The organism is Paenibacillus sp. FSL L8-0436 (assembly GCF_038593025.1).
Classification (GTDB): Bacteria; Bacillota; Bacilli; order Paenibacillales; family Paenibacillaceae; genus Paenibacillus_AQ.
The window spans coordinates 6171626-6191399 of sequence record NZ_CP151955.1; the positions used below are offsets into that span (position 1 = coordinate 6171626).

General features: G+C 50.9%; 18 protein-coding genes. 5 read left to right on the top strand and 13 right to left on the bottom strand.

The window, feature by feature from the left end; genetic code table 11:
* Window positions 1-69 precede the first annotated feature (69 nt).
* Window positions 70-882, top strand: a complete 813-nt coding sequence (locus NSS79_RS28505; protein ID WP_342437091.1) for a histidinol-phosphatase — start codon at window positions 70-72, stop codon at window positions 880-882.
* Between the two features lie 91 nt (window positions 883-973).
* On the opposite strand, the gene NSS79_RS28510 is transcribed toward NSS79_RS28505, so the two are convergent.
* The 8 genes from NSS79_RS28510 to NSS79_RS28545 all read right to left on the bottom strand — a co-directional run bounded on the left by NSS79_RS28510 (window position 974) and on the right by NSS79_RS28545 (window position 9086).
* Window positions 974-1720 (bottom strand): NADPH-dependent oxidoreductase, encoded by a 747-nt coding sequence (locus NSS79_RS28510; protein ID WP_342440459.1) that lies wholly within the window; start codon window positions 1718-1720, stop codon window positions 974-976.
* 231 nt (window positions 1721-1951) lie between these two features.
* Window positions 1952-2494 (bottom strand): GNAT family N-acetyltransferase, encoded by a 543-nt coding sequence (locus NSS79_RS28515; protein ID WP_342437092.1) that lies wholly within the window; start codon window positions 2492-2494, stop codon window positions 1952-1954.
* A 53-nt stretch (window positions 2495-2547) separates the two neighbouring features.
* Window positions 2548-3483: a metallophosphoesterase gene (locus tag NSS79_RS28520; protein WP_038596068.1), complete on the bottom strand. Its 936-nt coding sequence runs from the start codon at window positions 3481-3483 to the stop codon at window positions 2548-2550.
* A 60-nt stretch (window positions 3484-3543) separates the two neighbouring features.
* Window positions 3544-4239, bottom strand: a complete 696-nt coding sequence (locus NSS79_RS28525; protein ID WP_342437093.1) for an ion channel — start codon at window positions 4237-4239, stop codon at window positions 3544-3546.
* Between the two features lie 99 nt (window positions 4240-4338).
* Window positions 4339-5133, bottom strand: a complete 795-nt coding sequence (locus tag NSS79_RS28530) for a DUF3891 family protein (RefSeq protein ID WP_342437094.1) — start codon at window positions 5131-5133, stop codon at window positions 4339-4341.
* A 363-nt stretch (window positions 5134-5496) separates the two neighbouring features.
* Window positions 5497-6261: a succinate dehydrogenase iron-sulfur subunit gene (sdhB, locus tag NSS79_RS28535; RefSeq protein ID WP_342437095.1), complete on the bottom strand. Its 765-nt coding sequence runs from the start codon at window positions 6259-6261 to the stop codon at window positions 5497-5499.
* A 174-nt stretch (window positions 6262-6435) separates the two neighbouring features.
* Window positions 6436-8178, bottom strand: coding sequence for a succinate dehydrogenase flavoprotein subunit (gene sdhA / locus NSS79_RS28540; RefSeq protein WP_342437096.1), 1743 nt, complete (start codon window positions 8176-8178; stop codon window positions 6436-6438).
* A 242-nt stretch (window positions 8179-8420) separates the two neighbouring features.
* Window positions 8421-9086, bottom strand: coding sequence for a succinate dehydrogenase cytochrome b558 subunit (locus NSS79_RS28545; protein ID WP_038596077.1), 666 nt, complete (start codon window positions 9084-9086; stop codon window positions 8421-8423).
* Between the two features lie 438 nt (window positions 9087-9524).
* Here NSS79_RS28545 and NSS79_RS28550 point away from each other — a divergent pair, with 438 nt between their 5' ends.
* A complete protein-coding gene (locus tag NSS79_RS28550; protein ID WP_038596078.1) occupies window positions 9525-10424 on the top strand; it encodes a LysR family transcriptional regulator in 900 nt (299 codons plus the stop codon).
* Between the two features lie 135 nt (window positions 10425-10559).
* Here the strand turns inward: NSS79_RS28550 and NSS79_RS28555 are convergent, their stop codons facing one another.
* The 4 genes from NSS79_RS28555 to NSS79_RS28570 form a co-directional block, all read right to left on the bottom strand.
* Entirely contained in the window at window positions 10560-12206 is a 1647-nt protein-coding gene (locus NSS79_RS28555; RefSeq protein ID WP_342437097.1) for an ABC transporter substrate-binding protein, read from the bottom strand.
* 57 nt (window positions 12207-12263) lie between these two features.
* Window positions 12264-13163 carry a carbohydrate ABC transporter permease gene (locus NSS79_RS28560; RefSeq protein ID WP_076112504.1) on the bottom strand — a complete coding sequence of 300 codons (900 nt, stop codon included), beginning with the start codon at window positions 13161-13163 and terminating at the stop codon, window positions 12264-12266.
* A gap of 14 nt (window positions 13164-13177) precedes the next feature.
* Window positions 13178-14134 (bottom strand): ABC transporter permease subunit, encoded by a 957-nt coding sequence (locus NSS79_RS28565; protein ID WP_342437098.1) that lies wholly within the window; start codon window positions 14132-14134, stop codon window positions 13178-13180.
* Window positions 14135-14374: 240 nt separating this feature from the next.
* Window positions 14375-16642: an AraC family transcriptional regulator gene (locus NSS79_RS28570; RefSeq protein ID WP_342437099.1), complete on the bottom strand. Its 2268-nt coding sequence runs from the start codon at window positions 16640-16642 to the stop codon at window positions 14375-14377.
* 320 nt (window positions 16643-16962) lie between these two features.
* Here NSS79_RS28570 and NSS79_RS28575 point away from each other — a divergent pair, with 320 nt between their 5' ends.
* From NSS79_RS28575 to NSS79_RS28585, 3 genes are read left to right on the top strand one after another with little or no spacing between them, the layout of a single operon-like run.
* Window positions 16963-17334, top strand: a complete 372-nt coding sequence (locus tag NSS79_RS28575) for a GntR family transcriptional regulator (protein WP_342437100.1) — start codon at window positions 16963-16965, stop codon at window positions 17332-17334.
* Window positions 17331-18272: an ABC transporter ATP-binding protein gene (locus NSS79_RS28580; protein WP_342437101.1), complete on the top strand. Its 942-nt coding sequence runs from the start codon at window positions 17331-17333 to the stop codon at window positions 18270-18272. Before NSS79_RS28575 ends, NSS79_RS28580 begins: the two co-directional genes overlap by 4 nt.
* Window positions 18269-18961 (top strand): hypothetical protein, encoded by a 693-nt coding sequence (locus NSS79_RS28585; protein ID WP_342437102.1) that lies wholly within the window; start codon window positions 18269-18271, stop codon window positions 18959-18961. Before NSS79_RS28580 ends, NSS79_RS28585 begins: the two co-directional genes overlap by 4 nt.
* 134 nt (window positions 18962-19095) lie before the next feature.
* Here NSS79_RS28585 and NSS79_RS28590 read toward each other — a convergent pair whose 3' ends face one another.
* Entirely contained in the window at window positions 19096-19764 is a 669-nt protein-coding gene (locus NSS79_RS28590) for a TrkA family potassium uptake protein (protein WP_341096059.1), read from the bottom strand.
* Window positions 19765-19774: the final 10 nt, after the last annotated feature.

The window sequence follows — 19774 nt, forward strand, 5'->3', positions numbered from 1 at the left end:
GAAGCTGATCCCAAAGTCTGAAACTTCATGAACTGTTTTCGTAAAATTTGGCCTAAAGGAGATATATCCATGAAATTCGACCTACACACCCACCATTTCCGCTGTGGCCATGCCGACGGAAGCATCAGGGACTATATTGAAGCCGGCATCAACGCCGGTCTGGACGTCATCGGCATATCTGATCACACTCCTTATTTCGGCAGTCCATCCGAACAGGCCTTTCCCAAAATCGCCATGGCCAAATCGGAGCTTGTCCATTACGTAGAAGAAGTGCTCTCCCTGCAGAAAGAATACGAAGGCAAAATTGATGTGCTGCTCGGTATTGAATCCGATTATTTCCCGGAACATGCCGAACTCTACCGCCAAACCCTTTCTGCTTATCCCTTTGATTACATCATTGGCTCGGTACATAGTGTCAAGGGTGTCAGCATCTTTAATAAGGGACGCTGGAAAGGGCTTGACCGCCGGGAGAAAGCCGCGGCAAAAGCCGAATACTACCGGCTGATCTCCGAATCCGCGCGCACCGGCATGTTTCAGATTCTTGGGCATATCGATGCCATGAAAGGAAACTATCCGCAATTTTCGGAAATCTCTACACCTGCAGAAATCGACGAATGCCTGCGCGTAATCGGCGAATGCGGCGTCGCCATTGAGATCAATACCTCCGGATGCACCAAGCTGTGCGGCGGCTGGTATCCCTCGGATGATATTCTGGCACGTGCACTGCATTACGGCGTGGAAGTCACCTTTGGCTCTGATGCGCATCTGCCGTCCCGGGTTGCAGACCAGCGGGAGGCTGTGGTTGCACGCCTTAAAGAAATCGGGTTCACTCACTGGGTATACTACAAACGGCGCGGGAAAATTACAGTTCCGCTGCAGTGACACCCTGTGACTTTACAAAAAAATGCACCGCAGTGCTCAACGGTCGATGGACAGTATGACATCCATTACGTTAACGCTGCGGTGCATTTTGTTATTCTCCCGGTTTCTGCAGATTATCACAGGTAAACCCCTGCTTCTTCAGCGTATACTGCGCATCTCCATACTGCGGATTAAGAGCGTAGAAATGTGCGATCGTAGCGCTCCAATCCCGCTCCGTCATTTCGAGCGCTTTTAGATACCCGCGGTACGCCTGATTGTACTCCTGTATAAATCCCTTCTGATCAGGGTTATAACGCTCCTCGTGAAAAACCGCCCCCAGCGGAAGACGCGGCTTCTTTGGCAGCTCCTCGGCAGGATACCCCACGCATAAGCCGACCACCGGGAATACATACTCCGGCAAGTCCAGCAATTCAATTACGCCTGCAGTATTGCGGCGGACTCCACCGATAGGAATGATACCCAGCCCCAGAGATTCCGCAGCGGCAACCGCACTCTCCAAAGCGATTCCCACATCCACCGCACCGACCAGCAGCGCATCCACATCGTGCACAGCCTCAAATGGCTGCCCTTCCAGCTCGGCGGCCAGCTTGGCCCGGTAAAAATCCATGCAGAAGATCAAAAATAACGGTGCGTCGGCCACATGCTTCTGATTCCCGCTCAAGACCGATAGCTGAGCCTTCCGCTGTTGATTCTGCACAGCAATAATGCTGACCTGCTGCCCGTTCACCCAGGATGGGGCTGATTGAGCGGCCTCAATAATCATCTGCAGCTTATCCGGCTCAACAGGCTGCGGCCCGTATTTCCGGAAAGACCGGTGATTGTTTAATGTCTTCAGCACTTCATTCAAGATTACATCCTCCTAAAATCCAGATATATAATTGTACAACCATCATATACTAACAGCTGCGGGAGCTTCCAGTCCCTGACCGCTTCCGGTTCCCCAATGGATTGGCAACAGAACAAAAAAAATGGACCCGAATCATCGGGTCCCAACAGCAGTTATATTTTCAAAAGGGGGTCATGTATTTAGTTTAACCGGACACTGTTAGAGTTTGATAACGGCATTATTTCATTTGTGTGACAATGTGAATACTTTCATTACATCGCCCGAGCCATCGGCCATCGGCATGATCCGATCCAGCGTCAGACCGTTTTTGAGCATGACCCGTTCGGACCTGAGGTTATCGCCGCGGCAGCGCCCCTCCACATGGGTCAATCGAAGCTCCCGCATGCCGTAGCCGAGCAACAATCCAATGGCCTCTGTAGCAAGGCCCTGCCCCCACCATACAGGATCGAGCATGTAGCCTAGTACGGCTTTGCCTTCATGACGGTTCCAGTTCTGCAGGGAGGCAGTGCCGATCAGCTCCGGTGCATCTTTGCGATAGATCCCCACATGCAGCGCGCAAGGATCGTAGGGATACAGCATACGGTTCACCAGTTGATCCAGATGGGCTGGCTGTGAACCCGCTGTACTGCGATGCAAAATGTGGCGCTGCACATCCGGGTGAGAGAGCAGCATCTTGAGCCTGTCACCTTCGGCAGGCAACATCGTCCGGAGTCCCACTGCGGCTCCTTGCTGAGCCATGAATCCTGCAGTCTCGTAAGTGATCATACGCGCTCCTCTTCCCTTGCAGCTTAATTTGGGAATTTCAGTTCTATTGCTCCTTACGCCCGGCGCAGCGTAATCACAGTAAGCTCCGGCCGGCATAACAGGCGGAACGGCATATAAGTCTCGCCGAAGCCTCTGTTAACATAAACCGGCATGGCTTTATTCTCTGTATGATACAGTCCGCTTATGTATTTAACTGCCCCGTATGGGGTGTAGGCTGCGCCCACAAAAGGAAGACGGATCTGTCCTCCATGGCTGTGCCCCGACAACTGAAGGTCGAAGGGATAATTTTCCGCCGTGTCAGCATAATCCGGCTCATGCATCATCAGTACCGTACATGTCCCCTCTGGGATACCTTTGAGTGCAGCTTCCGGATCGGGACGGCCATGCAGCATGTCTTCCAGGCCAGCAACAGCCATTACTGCACCGCCTTGCTTAATAAGATATGACTGATTCCTCAGCAATGTGAATCCGGCAGACTGCAGCAGCTGCGCAAGCAATTCCGTGTTCTTATAATCATGGTTGCCGAATATCGCATATTTCCCCAGGGGGGCATGAAGTTCCGCGAGCAGCGCTACGGATTCTTTCAGGTCCTCTGCGTAGCTGTCTACAATATCCCCGGTAAAGCAAATGATATCCGGCTCTGCGGCCTCAATGTGCTTAACCAGCCGGGCCAAATCATGGGCATCCTTGTTGAAGCCCAAATGCACATCACTGAAATGAACCAGCCGGGTGCCGGCAAACGCGGAAGGGAGATTCTTCAGCGGAATGTCCAGCCGGGTGATATCAAGCCAGTTGGGTTCTCCCTGCCACACATATCCGCCGCCGAGCAGCGCGGCACCAAACATAGTAGCCGCTCCGCGGGTCAGGAACTGGCGGCGGGTAATTTTGCGGCCGCTGCCCTTCCCGGGTGGTAGCGGAGTATTGTAACCTCCGCCGGCAACAAGAGGTGGACCTTCATTGGGAGAACCCCCGGACGCTTTTTTATTCATAGGGAGACCCTCCTTCCTTGCAGGAGCTTGAAATACATTCCACTCCGCTAACTGTTAAAATCACTTGATCTCATCTTTTACATCTTCTACCGCTTCGTCCACTTCCTCATCAATATCTACCTCGATGGACGCCTCAATCTCTGCTTCCGTACCAGGGCCGAGAATCTTGCGGAACAAGCCCAGCATGGACAGGGCATAGGCTACAGTAATGAAGCTGAAGCTGATCTGCATGATGACCACGAGCCGCGAAGTATTGTCCACCGGAGCCACATCTCCATAGCCGACAGTCGTAAAGGTAGCCACACTGAAATATAGAAAGGTAATCAGCTGGCTGAGCAGATCATCCCCTATTCCTTTGCCCTGAAAAGAGGACTGTCCAAATAGCTTATATATGGATGTATATACGACTGTAAAAAAAATAATGCAGGTAAAAGCAGCAATACTGATACGGACCAGTGTCTGCTGCATCCTGACCTCCTTGCTGTTCGATTCCTTGATTTCATGAAAAATGAACAGAATGTAGAAAAGCACCGAGGCCAGGGCAAAGAGTAAAATCAGTCCCCTTAATCCCCGGTTGCCCGGTACGATGGAGCCCAGGTCAATCCAGTTCAGCAAATCCTCAACCGAAATGAGCGCATAAATTAGAATGGGGGCCAGCAGCACCCCTTTTCCCATCCAGCTCAGCTTCATCCGGAAAAACCAAAACGACAGCAGTATAATCACTGTTATATTGAGGGTCCATACCCACCAAGCCATTGCCATTACACTCCTGTTCTAAGGTACGGGCAATGGGTAGCGGTAAGATAAGCAGCCGCTAATTCATTCCTGAGTGTGCCCGCTTTCCGTGCCTTTTCATTAATCCGCCTTCGGCCTGCTGGTGACGGTAATCTTGCATTCTTCTTCCGGTGCGGAGCTGTATGCAGAAGCAATTCCCTTACTGGCGATTTCTTTCTTGCGGACCTTACGCAGTACCATTGCTACCTCGACATCCCTTGTGAACGGGAAAGGGTCGAGCATTAGCGTGGACGCATCCTGCCATTCCGCCGAGATCAGACGTCCTGACGTAAAGCTGAAATCCTCACTTCCGGAGAAGCCGTCCTTCCACCACGGATGTTCTTCCGATTTGGGGCTTCCCGGCTCATTCAGAGCCAGATACAAGGAGAGATCGTCAGAAAACTGCAGCAGCCTGGCATCGTAATACAGCTCGCCTTCTCCGATAGGCTGGTTTTTCTCGAGGTCGCGGTGAATGCGGGCCCTACGCTCCTCCTCATCCTTAAGATAGGCGGTCAGCTCCGGACAATCCTCCCCGGACACCTCAATCAGCCGTTCAAAATGCAGACTGCACAGCAGCGCACCGTACGGTGTGTCCGCTTCAATCTCATTAAGTCCACGTTTGTAGAACGTAAGCTTCGGCACTACGGGAAAATCTATGAAGCTGTAAGGCGCTCCTGCCGCATCATTCCAGAAAGGCGTTTCATCGAGATCAATCCAGCCCCTGTCATGGTTGCTGACCGCACGCAGCACCTCTGCCCGCCGGTTTCCCTCAGGTACATGTTCTTCCTTGAACCATTGCGCAAATTCTCCGGCCAGCCGCCCGTGCTCATGCTGTTTAACCATTACAAATGCTCCGTCCTGTTCCCTACAAATCAACGTAATTCCTCCCCGATTCTCCACTGCCTGATGTTGGCTCAACTAAGGAGATTATAACATATCCATCTATATTTGTTTGAGTTTGGCTATTCATACACCTTCTGCTCGTTAAGAAGGGACTGTCTAAAAATGTACCCATTTATGCCGCCAAAAGAAACAGGCAAACCTTAAGCGCTTGTGCCCCTGAATGCGGGAGCAGTAACACTCACCAGTTCTCCCAATTCCTTCTGGAGCTTCAGCAGGATATGTAGCCACTGAATGTGAAAAGCCACTCCCTGTGGCAAAATAGCACCGTGAGAGTGGCTCAGGAAAGATAGATAGCAGTAAATCAAAAATGGAGGGTGAAAAGAGTGACTTTACAATTTACACACCCAGCCAACGCTTGAACATATGCTTCGTAGTCTGCTTGTTGATCTCCGCGATGGAGGTTGTAAGCGGGATGCCTTTCGGGCAGGCCCGCACACAGTTCTGCGAGTTGCCGCAGCCGTCAATGCCGCCGTCTTCCATCAACGCATCCAGACGGTCATCTGCGTTCATCTCGCCCGTAGGATGGGCGTTGAACAGACGTACCTGGGAAATAGCTGCCGGCCCGATGAAATTGGTCTTCTCATTGACATTGGGGCAAGCCTCCAGGCAGACGCCGCAGGTCATGCATTTGGACAATTCGTAGGCCCACTGGCGTTTCTTCTCCGCCATCCGCGGCCCCGGACCCAAGTCATAGGTTCCGTCAATCGGAATCCAAGCCTTGACGCGTTTGAGTGCATTAAACATCCGGCTGCGGTCGATCACGAGATCACGTACCACAGGGAACGTCTTCATCGGCTCGATGCGCACCGGCTGCTCCAGATTGTCGATCAGCGCCGCACAGGCCTGGCGCGGTTTGCCGTTTATCACCATGGAGCATGCACCGCACACTTCCTCCAGACAGTTGGAATCCCAGCATACCGGAACCGTACCGTCACCCTTGGCGTTAACCGGATTACGCTGGATTTCCATCAAAGCGCTGATCACGTTCATCCCCGGACGGTAGGCCAGCTCAAATTCCTCGACATACGGTGAGCTCTCCGGCTCGTCCTGGCGGGTAATTATAAACTTTACGTTTTTGGGAGCTGTAGCAGTTTCCGCCATATCAGTTACCTCCTAAAAGTTTGATGAGCATTACTTCAACGTATTTCTTCGTGCATAACTGCTATATTTCCGATTACCTCTTGAAGCCTGCTTGGGAGTATTCTGATGTACATTATGCATTCATCCCATATTCCCCAAAGGTTCAGGGCTCAATCAAGTGACACCATTAAGCGGTTAGTCCTTCGAATAATCCCGTACCCGCGGAGGAATCAGCGAGACATCTACCTCTTCATAAGAGATTTGCGGGCCATCCGCGCTCCATGTCGCCTTAGTCGTCTTCAAGAACTCCTCGTCGTTGCGTGTCGGGAATTCCGGCTTGTAGTGCGCGCCGCGGCTTTCGTTCCGCAGCAGCGCCCCGAGGGTCATCGCCTCAGACAGTTCCAGCATGTTCCAAAGCTGGCGGGTGAAGGCCACACCCTGGTTGTTCCAGCGGGAAGTATCATTCATGTTGATGTTGCGGTAACGCTCCTTAAGCTCTTTAATTTTGCCGATGGTCGCTTCCAGCTTGACGTTGTCACGCACAACGGTCATATTTGCGGTCATCCATTCGCCCAGTTCCTTATGAATCACATAGGCGTTCTCCGTGCCGGACATCGCCAGCAGGGACTCGTATTTGTCCGTCTGCTTCTTGTGGAAGCTGTCGAACACGGTGGAGGAAATGTCCTGCACCGATTTCTTCAGGCCTTTAATATATTCAACGGCCTTCGGTCCCGAGACCATGCCGCCATAAATCGCCGAGACCAGCGAGTTCGCGCCGAGCCGGTTCGCACCGTGGTATTGGTATTCGCATTCCCCTGCCGCGAACAGGCCGGGAATATTGGTCATCTGATTGTAATCGACCCACATGCCGCCCATGGAGTAATGCACGGCTGGGAAGATTTTCATCGGTATTTTACGGGGATCATCGCCCATGAATTTCTCATAAATCTCAATAATGCCGCCCAGCTTGACGTCAAGCTCCTTAGGATCCTTATGGGAGAGATCCAGATACACCATGTTCTCGCCGTTGATCCCGAGCCCCTGGTCCACACAGACATTAAAGATTTCGCGGGTTGCGATATCGCGCGGCACCAGATTTCCGTAAGACGGGTATTTCTCTTCCAGGAAGTACCACGGCTTGCCATCCTTATAGGTCCAGATACGTCCGCCTTCGCCGCGTGCCGATTCCGACATCAGCCGCAGCTTGTCGTCACCGGGGATTGCGGTCGGGTGAATCTGGATGAATTCTCCGTTGGCATAATGCACACCCTGTTGATATACAGCACTGGCAGCCGTCCCTGTGTTGATCACGGAGTTGGTCGTTTTGCCGAAAATAATTCCCGGGCCGCCGCTGGCCAGAATGACCGCGTCCGCAGGGAAGGTCTGGATCTCCATCGTCTTCAGGTTCTGGGCGCTGATGCCGCGGCAGACGCGCTCATCATCAAGGACGACGGAAAGGAATTCCCAGTTCTCGCTCTTGGTCACCAGGCCTTCCGCTTCCCAGCGGCGAACCTGTTCATCCAGCGCATACAGCAATTGCTGGCCGGTTGTAGCACCGGCAAAAGCGGTACGGTGCCGTTTCGTTCCGCCAAACCGGCGGAAATCGAGCAGCCCCTCCGGGGTACGGTTGAACATTACGCCCATCCGGTCCATCAGATGGATGATGCCCGGTGCGGCTTCACACATCGCCTTAACCGGCGGCTGGTTCGCCAGGAAGTCACCGCCGTAGACGGTGTCATCAAAATGCTCCCAGGGCGAGTCCCCCTCGCCCTTCGTATTAACAGCACCGTTGATGCCGCCCTGCGCACAGACCGAGTGCGATCTTTTGACTGGAACCAGTGAGAACAAATGCACATGTGCGCCGGATTCTGCCGCCTTGATGGTAGCCATCAGGCCGGCCAGCCCGCCGCCCACGATAATGATATCGGCTGATGCCATGATTGTTCACTCCTAAAGTTTTGTGAGCATAGACTTCCGAGTATCCGCCTCGTACAAAACTGGCTTCGGAAGCATATGCTTTAGTTTTGTGAGCATACACTTCCTAGAATCCGCTTCGTACAAACCGGCCTCGGAAGCATAGGCTGTCAAACATGTAATTATGTCAGCTGTAATTCAGCCTTGTGGATATTTGCATAAATGGCAGCTGCTCCACACTGGAGTATATGCCAACTATTCCTTTTTTAAATAAAAGTCCGCAGGGATTGCAGCGCGGAGGCTGTAGCTTGGAATTCACTGTCACGGAAAGTGACCAGCGACAGCAGGAACATGAAGCTGACAAGGACGAAAAGTCCGAGACAAAGAATAGAGGACACTCTTTGTGAACGCGGCCCCACGGTAATCCCCCAGCTGATCAGGAATGACCATAGCCCATTGGAAAAGTGGAAGCAGGCCGCCAGGATCCCAATTACATATACGGCTAGAAGAAGCGGCTGGGTAACGATGTCATGCATTACACTGCCAAGTTCCTCATGCTCCACATTCCCGAGCGCCACCTGGAACCGGGTTTCGAACACATGCCAGACGATGAACACGAAAGTGATTACTCCGCTTACACGCTGCAGCGTATACCGCCAGTTTCTTTCCAGATTGTACCGGTTCAGGTTCGGCTTGGACTGATAGGCGATGTAGAGCCCATAAACCCCGTGGTACAGCAGCGGCAGCCATATGCCGAATAATTCCAGGAAGAAGACTAGCGGCAGGCTGTTGAGCCATAGCACACTGTCTGTGAAACCGGAAGCGCCACCCTCCACTGCCGCGAAATTCGTCAGCATGTGCTCAAGGAAAAAGCCCCCAAGCGGGATAATGCCGAGCAAGGAATGAATCTTTCTGGAATAAAATCCTCTCATGCAAAGTGTCCCCTTTCCGAATAAAAACAGCGTTTTCATTAATGAGCATACACCGCCGGGAGTACAGTTGAAACAGGGGAACTAAGGTTTAAAACCATCACCTGAATCTCTATTTTCACCACTATCCATTGCTTTCCCGGACTTTGCTTTATTATTCACAATATGTGAATATCTTGTGTCACTTTTCATGTTACTCTTTTTTCTCTTATAAGGGAATTGCAATCTAATTATTAAACGTTATACAATAATTGCATAAGAATATTTTTAATATGATAATAATTCTCATTTAGAGCAGTGATTCCAAAGATTTCGCCGGTCCTTCAACCTTTTTCAAGAAGAGACATCCGTCGCGGCTATGCCTTTTATCACTTTCACTACAGGGACACTGATATAAAGTTATCAGCATTACTACAAGTTGGATGAAAGGAGACCTCTGTTATGTTCGACGATTTGGATATTTTCGCAGCGGTTGTGGAGCACTCCAGCCTTAACCGGGCTTCACGCCAGCTAAATCTGTCCCAGCCCGCTCTCTCCCGCAAAATCTCCAAACTGGAGGAACGGCTGGGCGTCGCCCTGTTCAACCGGTTCGGCAAACGGCTGGAGCTGACCGAGGTGGGCCGTCTCACCTATACTTATGCGCTGGAGCAGCGCCAGCAACGGTCCAAATTTCTGGAGGCATTGTCTAAATTCAGGGAGGGTGAGCCGCAGTTCGTGACACTTGGCGCCAGTCTGACGACACTGCAGACCACACTGCCGCCGCTTGTCAACGCCTACACGGAGAAATACCCGGCAGCCGAGCTGAAGCTGATTACCGGAAAAACACATGAAATCGTCTCTTCGGTCAGCGAGGGTAAATGTGATGTCGGCATTATCGCCTCCTCCATACAGGAGCCGGGGCTGCGCTGCATCCCGCTGTTCGAGGATCAGCTGCGGCTGGTCGTCTCCAGTCATCATCCGCTGACTCTGCCGGCGAAGCTGACAATGGACCATCTCGCGCGGCTGCCGATGATTCTCTTCTCCAAGGGCACCTGGTACCGCCGCATGACCGATGAGCTGTTCCAGCGCTGCGCCGTTGAGCCGGATGTGCGCATGGAGATCGACTCCTTCGAAGCCATCGTCCGGCTGCTGCCGACGATTAAGGCAGCAGCGCTGCTGCCGAAGTCGTACCTTCGTCCGGAGCTGCTGAACGGAGGCGGGCTGGTCTCTCTCCATATTAAGGAACTGGAGCAGACCCAGCGGACTACCTGTCTGATCTATCAGGGAAGCGGCAGCCTGAGCACTGCGGCACGCTGCCTCGTGCAAGTTACGGAGGAAGTATTCCTGCCTGGACACGAATAACGAGCAAATACCCGGCAAGCCCCCATATTGCTATGGATCGGCCTGCCGGGTATTTGTGCGTACACGGGCAGTTATTCTGCTATATTGAGCGCCAGCTTGTAATTCAGTTTGAATACATGCCCGCAGATGCTGGAATTAACGGAACTTGCCTGCGTCGATCGCCTCTTGCTTCTCGTCGAGAATTTCCTGGTAGCCTGCCTTCAGGTAAGTCTCCTTGGCTGCTTCATAGGTCGCATCGAATTCAGCTTCCGGAGCAAGCGCACACTTCACATACAGATCCTGAAAGAGTGAGTTCAGATCGGCTTTATATTCATTTACCTTCTCAAGCACAACGGTGAACATGGCATCCGGTGTGCGGAATTCCGCAACCTCGTTGTAGTATTTCACCATATCATCGGCGAGATTCTCGTAGCCGGCCGGTGCCCAGTTGCGGAGATTCGCTTTGAGGGTCTTGTCAGCTTCCGGATATTGCGCGATTTCTGTAACGAGGCCCCAGTAATCCTTGTTATTGTTCTGTGCCAGGACGGATTCGCCCTTATAATCTGCTTTTTTTACAGCGATACCGTCTGCATCAAGCGTATAGTTTTCGCCTTCAACACCGTTCTGGAACTTGAACAGATTTTCCGGCTGGCTGAGCCATTCCAGATACATCCAGACTGCAGCGCGCTCCTCAGGCGAGGTTTCATAGTTGATACCCATGATGAAGCCAAACGGCCAGTAAGCCCGTCCTTGAGGCTTAAGCCCCTCAGGAACACCTGCAAAAGGCGGCACTACAGCAAATTCGGCATCCGGGTTGTTCGCCAGGGTAGCAGCAAAGACGTCTGTATTGTTCGTGAGATAGAATCCGTAGTTTCCTGTTTTTCCGGCAACGAATTCGGATTTAATCTTATTATCATCGTTACGCAGATAGAATTCCTTATCGATAAGGCCGTTATTGTACTGATAGTTCATATTACGCAAGAAACGCTCAGTGTCGGCGCTGGTCAAATCAGCAACGCTCAGATCTGAATAAAGCGCGCGGTATTTCGGATCGACGGGCCAATCGCGGAAGGCGTAATTGTAGTTGAAATTGTTTTGAAGCAAGCTGCCGCCAGTCACTCCCAGTCCGGCTTCTTTCCATTTCACCAGCATCTCATTGTACTTCTCAAGAGAAGTCAAATCTTCCACCTTCATGCCAACCTTCTCCACCCAGTCTTTGCGGATGATGGATGTGAAATTGTCAGCTTCGGGACGTGCGGCGAAGAAGAAGGTATTTTTATCGTCTACAACACCATATTGCTTGATCGTTTCGCCCATACTTTTCCAATATGTCGGTGCATAATTCTCGATTTCAGCATAGTCCAGCGTCTGCATAACATCCTCGCCGTAATAGGTAAGTGCCTGTGGCATATCATAGTGGAAAATAATATCAGGGGCCTTATGTGACGCCAGAAGCTGTTCGTAATCGGTCACTTCGCTGTTACGGGTAATCGGCACGTAATTGACTTCGATATTGTATTTGTCGCCGAATTCCGCTTGAACCCAGCGGGTATAATAGTTGTCGGTTACATTCCAGCCCTCGAACGCCCGCTCATAAACCGGGATATCCAGACTAACCTTCTTCTCAAAACCCTTCGTATAATCAGGATAACTTCCTTCGCTCTGATTATTGGCTGCCGCCGTCTCAGCAGGACTGTTAGGCTTAGCACTCTGATTATTGTTATTCCCCCCGGAGCACCCGGCCAGCATACCGGCCGTCATGACAGATGCCATCATTAACGAAACAACTCTTTTTTTGTTCATCGCAATTCCCCCAATTTAAATTTTCGGACTGTAGAATCACTATTCTGGAACACAAGATTACTCTTTGACTGCTCCGAGCATAACGCCCTGAACGAAGTATTTCTGAACAAAGGGATAGACGCAAAGAATGGGCAGGGTTGCAAATACAACGACTGATGCTTTTAATACTTCCGGATTACTTAGAGATACCTGAGTGGCTTCCAATTGGAAGCTTTCACTGGCCTGAATGACCAGATAATACAGCTTGAGCTGCAGAGGCCGGAGTGAGATCTCATGCTTGATATAGAACAATGCATCCTGGTAAACATTCCAGCGTCCAACCGCGTAGAAGAGAGAGAGTGTCGCGATAATCGGTTTGGACAACGGGATAACAATGCTGAGCAGGATCCGAAAATGCCCGGCGCCGTCGATCCGTGCAGATTCTTCCAGACTTACGGGAATACCGCTCGTTAGAGAAGTCTTCATAATCAGCAGATTGAAGGCGCTGAACGACAACGGTAAAATCAGTGACCATATCGTATCCATCAGTCCCAGATTGTTAATGTTCATATAGTCCGGGATGATACCTCCACTAAAGTACATCGTGAACAAAAAGATGAAGGTGATTACTCTACGGCCCTTCAGCTGAGATCTGGACAGCGGGTACGCGGCGCAGATGGTCAGAACCATCCCCAGAATGGTGAACAGCACTGTCACTATAACTGAGATGTACAGTGAACGGAGTATACTGGCATCCGCAAAGATTTTCTTATACGCTTCTATGGTGAAGCCCTGCGGCCACAGAAAAACCTTATTTGCAATAACAAAGGAGTCAGAGCTCAGGGATTTCGACACAACATGAAGAAACGGCAACAAGCACGCTAGCGAAGCAATGATCAGAACGAGGCGGATCAGCAATTCCCAGATGTCCAAACGCCCTTTACGTGGTGCGGCAGGGTTGCCGGTTAATGCTCTCATGGTTTCTCTCCTTTCTATAATATTCCATCCTCGCCGAGCTTCTTAGCTACGCGGTCAGCCGTTATTACAAGAAGAATGCCGATGACGGACTGGAAGAGTCCTATCGCTGTCGCCCGGCTGAAATTGCCGCTTTCGATCCCCCAACGGTACACCAGAACCGGTATGGTCGTTGTGTACTCTGTGGTGGCCTTGTTCTGCAGAACGAATATACGCTCGAACGAGCCCTCCATTATCTTCCCCAGGTTCATGATCAGCAAGGTTACAATGGTTGCACGGATGGAAGGAACTGTGATATTCCATACCTTTCTCCAGCGTCCTGCTCCATCAACAGTAGCTGCTTCATACATCTCCGGGTTAATACCGCTAATGGCCGCCAAATAGATGATGGTCCCCCACCCCATGCTCGACCACACACCGATTGCCAGATAGCTGATCAGCCAATGCGTATCTTCCTGGAGGAACGGAACCCGATTACCGCCCATAAGCTCAATCAAATTATTGACGACACCGTTTCCTTGACTAAGCAGCTGGTAAGCGATCGCCCCGATAATGACCCAGGACAGGAAATGCGGCAAGTACAGCATGGTTTGGTTTACGCGTTTGAACCTTACGCTTTTGACTTCATTCAGCAGCAGAGCCAGTAGGATCGGCATCGTGAAGCTGAATATGAGATCAAGAATATTGAGCATCAGCGTATTGCGGACAGCACGGGTGAAGTCTGGTTTGGAGAAAATATCCCGGAATACTTCAAAACCAACCCATTCACTGCCCCAAACCCCTCTTGCAATCTTGTAGTCTTTAAAAGCGAGCACAAGTCCTGTCATCGGCAGGTATTTGAATACGATTACAAAAGATAATGGAATTAATAATAGTAAATAGAGCTGCCAGTCACGCTGTAAGAAATACCCGAGTCCCTGTTTGTTTCTTAATAAGGCGGGTTCATTTGTTTTTGAAGCGCTTGCAACTTTCAAACTTTCACCTCCTCCACCAAATTATCTCCTTGCCGGTTGTGTTCACCAGCCCGAGTTCAATGCTATCCCCTTTGTCTAGTTTTGAAAATCATGAGTATTGATGATCCCCATCAAATTTGATCGGGCCGCGGTTTTAGCGGCATCTGCAGCATCGAGATGATCAATTATGATAGGTATTCCCAAAAATAAAACGCTTTCATTAACAAAAAAAAGCCGCTGGCTACTGCCAGGAGCAGGCTCCTAGGAGCTCTTGCTCTTGGCCGACTTGTAGCTGCTCGGCGGCATGCCTTCGTACTTGCGGAAAAACCGGTTGAAGCTCTGGACATTATGATAGCCAACCTCTGCTGCAATCTGCTTGATCGTCAGGTCGGTATCCAGCAGCAGTTCCTTGGCTTTCTCGATACGCAGCTGATTAAGATAATCAATCATGCTGTTTCCGGTTAGCTCATACACGATCTTGCGCATATAAGAGTAGCTGATGCCGATTTCTTTAGCCATATCCTCAAATACAATTTCTTCACGGTAATGTTCCTTCAAATAATGAATGATCCGCTCTCCATGATTGATTTCACCCGTGCTGCGGTCCAGACTCTGTACGATTTCACGGAAAATTTCATGCAAATACGCCTCAAGCTCATCAAGCGTATCCATCGCAGCCAGAAGGGTGTATATGTTGCCTTTGCCCATAATCATTCTTCCGGTACCGATATGATTTTCACGAAGATGCTTGATGGTCGCACCTATCAGCTGGTGATAAATGAACATGATATTATCATAGGAAATATTCTCTTCCGAGCTGATCTGACAGCGGATGCTCTGAAGCTCTTTGAAGATCCCGTCCAGGTTGCCGGCGTCCAGGAAATTGAGAATCCGTCGCTCACTGCAGTCGAAGTCGATATATTTACGGCTGTTCTCCCCCTCATCCTCCCAGTACATGATGCTGCCGGCACCATTAATCATCCGCTGCTTAATCAATTCCATCGCTTCAAACAACCGCTGGGCAACCATTTCGGGTGCATCAGCCAAATTACTTAATCCGATCGTGACCGAATGCTCCAGCAGCGCAAGCGACTGATCCCCGACCCTTTCCAGCGCCTGATGAATCAGGCCGCTGCTCCGCTCATCCTCACCCGGAGCAAAGTTCAGCACAATCACAATACAGCCGTCGTTATGATAGACAGAACGGGCCAGAATTCCCTCTGGAAAGAAGCTTTCGTACTTCGTATTAAGCAGATACCGGTGATAGCTGCGTGTCTCCACATTGGTATTGCCCACATATACTCTATACTGGTCGATGGAGACAACGGCGATTCTGTAACAGGCTTCCGGAAAAACCTCCGTGATCCGGGGCGGAATCTCTCCGCGCAAAAGACGGTGAACAGCGAGACTGCGGATATCCTGCTCACGCTCCTGCAGCAGCTGGAACAGACTATCCTCTTCCTCCTGCATTCGTTTGAACGCCATATCCAGGAAGGCAAGCTCATTTTTATTCACCACACCCAAATCGCTTTTGGAGCGTATCGTCCGCACCAGCTGCCTCACCGGTCTGGACAGCCAAGTCGCGAGAACGACAGCCATAACTGTGCCCAGCAATATAATAGCACCCGTAAGCAAAATGATATTCCCCTGCATATCACGTGATTTGGTCATCAGCTCATCCATAGAACTCCAGCTTACATTCCACCATCCGGACAATGAAGAGCGGCTCCAAGCGTAAACCATCCGTCTGCCATCAAGCTCACGGAATGTATAACCTTCACTGGGTTCCTGAGTCAGCATATCCCGAATAAAGGGCAGCTCATAACCGTCAGTGAGCAGCTTCGACTTGTCCTTGTATGATATTATTGTGCCGTCCGATGCCAGAAGCAGGTGGTTGCTGTCTCCGACTTCTGTTTCATGCAAATATTTACCGATCTGGCTCTCGCTTATGTTAACGATGATTAATCCGTGCGTGGTGGAAGACAGACGATTGAGCGGATACACGTACGATACAACATTGACGCCCGAGTCCAGCTTGCGGGGGACCCATACGCCGCTGATTCCTCTCCGCCCCTTAAGGGCTTCTGTTGTCCAGCTGATCGACTCATACCGCTCCAGCTTCGTGATCCCGTTGTCAGTAGAAATAACATAATCTGAATCATTCAAGTAGAAGTAGGAGGATTCCGTCCCATCTACCCGGCGGTTCAAATTCATCAACTCCTTCATCACTGTCAGCGCGCTGCTCACGTTATTGTAATTGGAGTTGAGTTCTTCGAACGTCTCGAAATTGCGAATGCGGTCAAAAACGTTAGTTGCAGCCGAACGTGCCGTATCCTGCGCCAGGTTAGCGAGCGCGCTCTCGTTCAGCTTGCGGTTGGCATTCAGCCCGGCAAGTGTGGATTCTCCGATGGCTTCCTCTGAGTTCTGTAAAAGCTGTGCCCCGCTGTACCACGTCAGGATGGCTGTCGGAATGGCCATGACGCAGAATAGAATCAATGCCAGCTGCAGCAGCATCGGTGTTTTTTTCATTTTCGCTCCCCTTATGATTTCTGTAGATATGTAGATTGAACAATACTTCCCGTGGACGTACTCCATGACAAATCCTGTATTCACACCAGCACCAGTAGCAGCAGCAGCATTCACTGTTACCGCTTACATTTTAATTCAAAACAGATAACCCGGCTATTGTTATTTTATCATTATAAAAAACATTTTAAATATATGCATAGGAAAAATTTTCAAACAAATTAGCAAAATTGACAATGCTATAGCCGGACACCCCTTGACACTGGACCTATTTCCCCCTAAGGTTAGTTGCATGAGTAATTAACCAGTTAGGTGGTGAAGCATTGGGATTTCAAATGGATGACACCCGGCCGATATTCGTACAGATCGCAGAGCGAATAGAAAATGACATCATAGATGGAACCATACCGGAAGAATCTCAGGTGCCTTCCACGAATCAGTTCGCTTCGTTTTATGGCATCAATCCGGCGACAGCGGCCAAAGGCGTGAATCTGCTCGTGGAGCAAGGAATATTGTACAAGAAGAGGGGAATTGGGATGTTTGTGGCAGCAGGTGCTCGTGCGGACTTGACGGATAAGCGCAGGCAGCAGTTTTATGAGCAGTACGTGGTGGCCATGATCCGTGAAGCCGGCAAGCTCGGCATTACGGCCGAGCAACTGTCCGAAATGATCCGCAAGGGGGATGAGAGCCGATGATGATCACCAGGAAGATGAGTGCGGCGAAGGCAGCACTACCCGAGGCAGAGCTTGAGCTGAATCATGTCAGCAAGGTATTCCGCGGAGGCCAAGGCGTGCATGATGTCTCTCTTACGCTTGAACCGCAGGTGATTCATGGACTGATCGGAGCCAATGGCAGCGGCAAAAGCACCCTGCTGTCTCTTATAGCCGGCCAAAGGTTCCCGGACAGCGGACAAATTACCTACGGCGGTGCTCCCGTGCATGAGAATGCCGCTGCCCTCAGCAGTATTTGCCTGGTCAAGACCTATGAACGTTCCTGGGATAGCTACACCCTGAAGGACATCTTCAACTATGCCTCATTTTTTTATCCGAATTGGGATGGCGAACTGGCCGAGAAACTGATGCGCAAGTTTCAGCTGGACAACAAAAAGAAGTACCAGCAGCTGTCGCGCGGCGGACAATCAATGGCGGGAATCATCAAGGGCCTGGCCAGCCGGGCTCCGCTGACGCTGCTGGATGAGCCGGTAATCGGCCTTGACGCCTCGATGCGTGAAATCTTTTACCGGACACTGCTTGAGGATTACGGCAAATTCCCCCGTACTTTTGTAGTAACTACACACCTGATCGAGGAAGCAGAGAACCTGTTTGAACGAATGACTTACATCAAAAAAGGCCGCATCGCCTTCCAAGGCCCTGTGGAGGATTTTGCCGCCAATGCTGCCTATGCTTCTGGGCCTGCCACGGTACTGGAGGCGTTGTTGAAGGACGTGCGGGTGCTGTACAGCGAACGCCTGGGCGGCAAACTCCTGCTCACCTTGGAAGATCTGTCAGACCCTTCCGAACGCAAAATGCTGCAGGATCAGGGCGTAGAGCTGTCTCCGGTTCCGCTGCAAAAGCTGTTCGTATATCTGACACTGCGCGATGTAGAGAACAATCAAGGAGGCGGAAATTTATGAGCACCCGGAGTTTAATTAAATTCCAACTGAAAGATTACCGCAGAGGATCCTTGATTCTGCTGGGCGTACTTGTTCTTGTCGACATCGCCATGGTGCTGCTGCTTAAGTTCCTGCCTTCCATGGATGCTGGATCAGCGGATAACATTTTCAGCGTCAACCGGAATATCATTACCATCTTCTCCATCGTTAGCATGATTGTTACGGTAGCAATCACCTTCCCGCTAATGAGCAGCTTCAGTGTGACGCGCCGCAATTTCTATGTCAGCACGCTGCTGGCCCTCCTGGGTTTCTGCATTTCGGCTGCGCTGGCGGAGAGCATCCTGTATCTGATTGGCCGGGCAGTTCTGCCTTCCATAGGACTCCCGGTTGAAGTGGACCGGCCTTTATTGCTCTCTTGGTACATGTTCACACTAACCTTACTCGAAATCTCAATGGCCACCTTCCTGATTGCCTCCTGTTTTTACAGATTCAAATTAGTCATCGGGATCTTCTCGGCCATTATATATTTTGGATTGATTGAGTTGATCTCCCTCCCGCTGCCTTCTCTGCAATTCATGGATGTATCAGCACTGTTACCGCTTCCTTCGGAGACGTTCCAGCCTGGAACCTCCGTTCTTATGTGGGTTATCACTGCGCTGTTCGCGGTGACCGGCTGGCTGGTTTACCGCCGTACTGACATCCGAATGTAGAGTAAATGCAGATTCCTGCCTCCTTCACGGATATTCACTACCATTGCCTCGCTTCCACAATAGCAAAAACGCCCGGATACGCATCCGGGCGTTTTGCATTCCTTTTATAATTCTACACAGACGGGCATATAGCACTAATCCACATTTACAGCTCCGTCCTCGAACTCTTCAATACTCTGATTGGAGCCAATGACCACCATAATATCACCCTCATTCACATGATCATGCGCGGTAGGAGCGACGATGATCCCGTCCTCACGGTTCAGGGCAATGATGCTGCAGCCGTATCTGGCCCGGGTGTTCAGCTCCGAGAGGCTTTTGCCATTCATGCAGGAAGGCACGGTCAGCTCGACAATTTTATAATCCTTGGAGATTTCGATATAGTCCAGAAGATTGGGCGTCACCAGCTGATGCGCCACACGGACACCCATATCCCGCTCGGGGAAAATAACCCGGTCGACCCCCAGCTTGGACAACGCCCGCCCGTGAAGAATCGTTATCGCCTTGCCAACCACCTGCTTTACGCCAAGCTCCTTGAGCAGGATCGCCGCCAGTATGCTGCGCTCCATGTTATCTCCAATTGCCACAATACCGCAGTCAAAATTACGCACCCCCAGCGAACGCATAATTCCTTCATCTGTAGCATCCGCCATTACAGCATGAGTCAGCCGGCCGCTCATCTCTTCAACCCGGTCCTCCTGATGGTCAATCCCAAGCACCTCATAGCCCATGGCCATCAGTTCAAGCGCAAGGCTTGAGCCAAAACGGCCGAGGCCTATTACGACAAACTGCTGTGGTTTCATAATTCGTTTA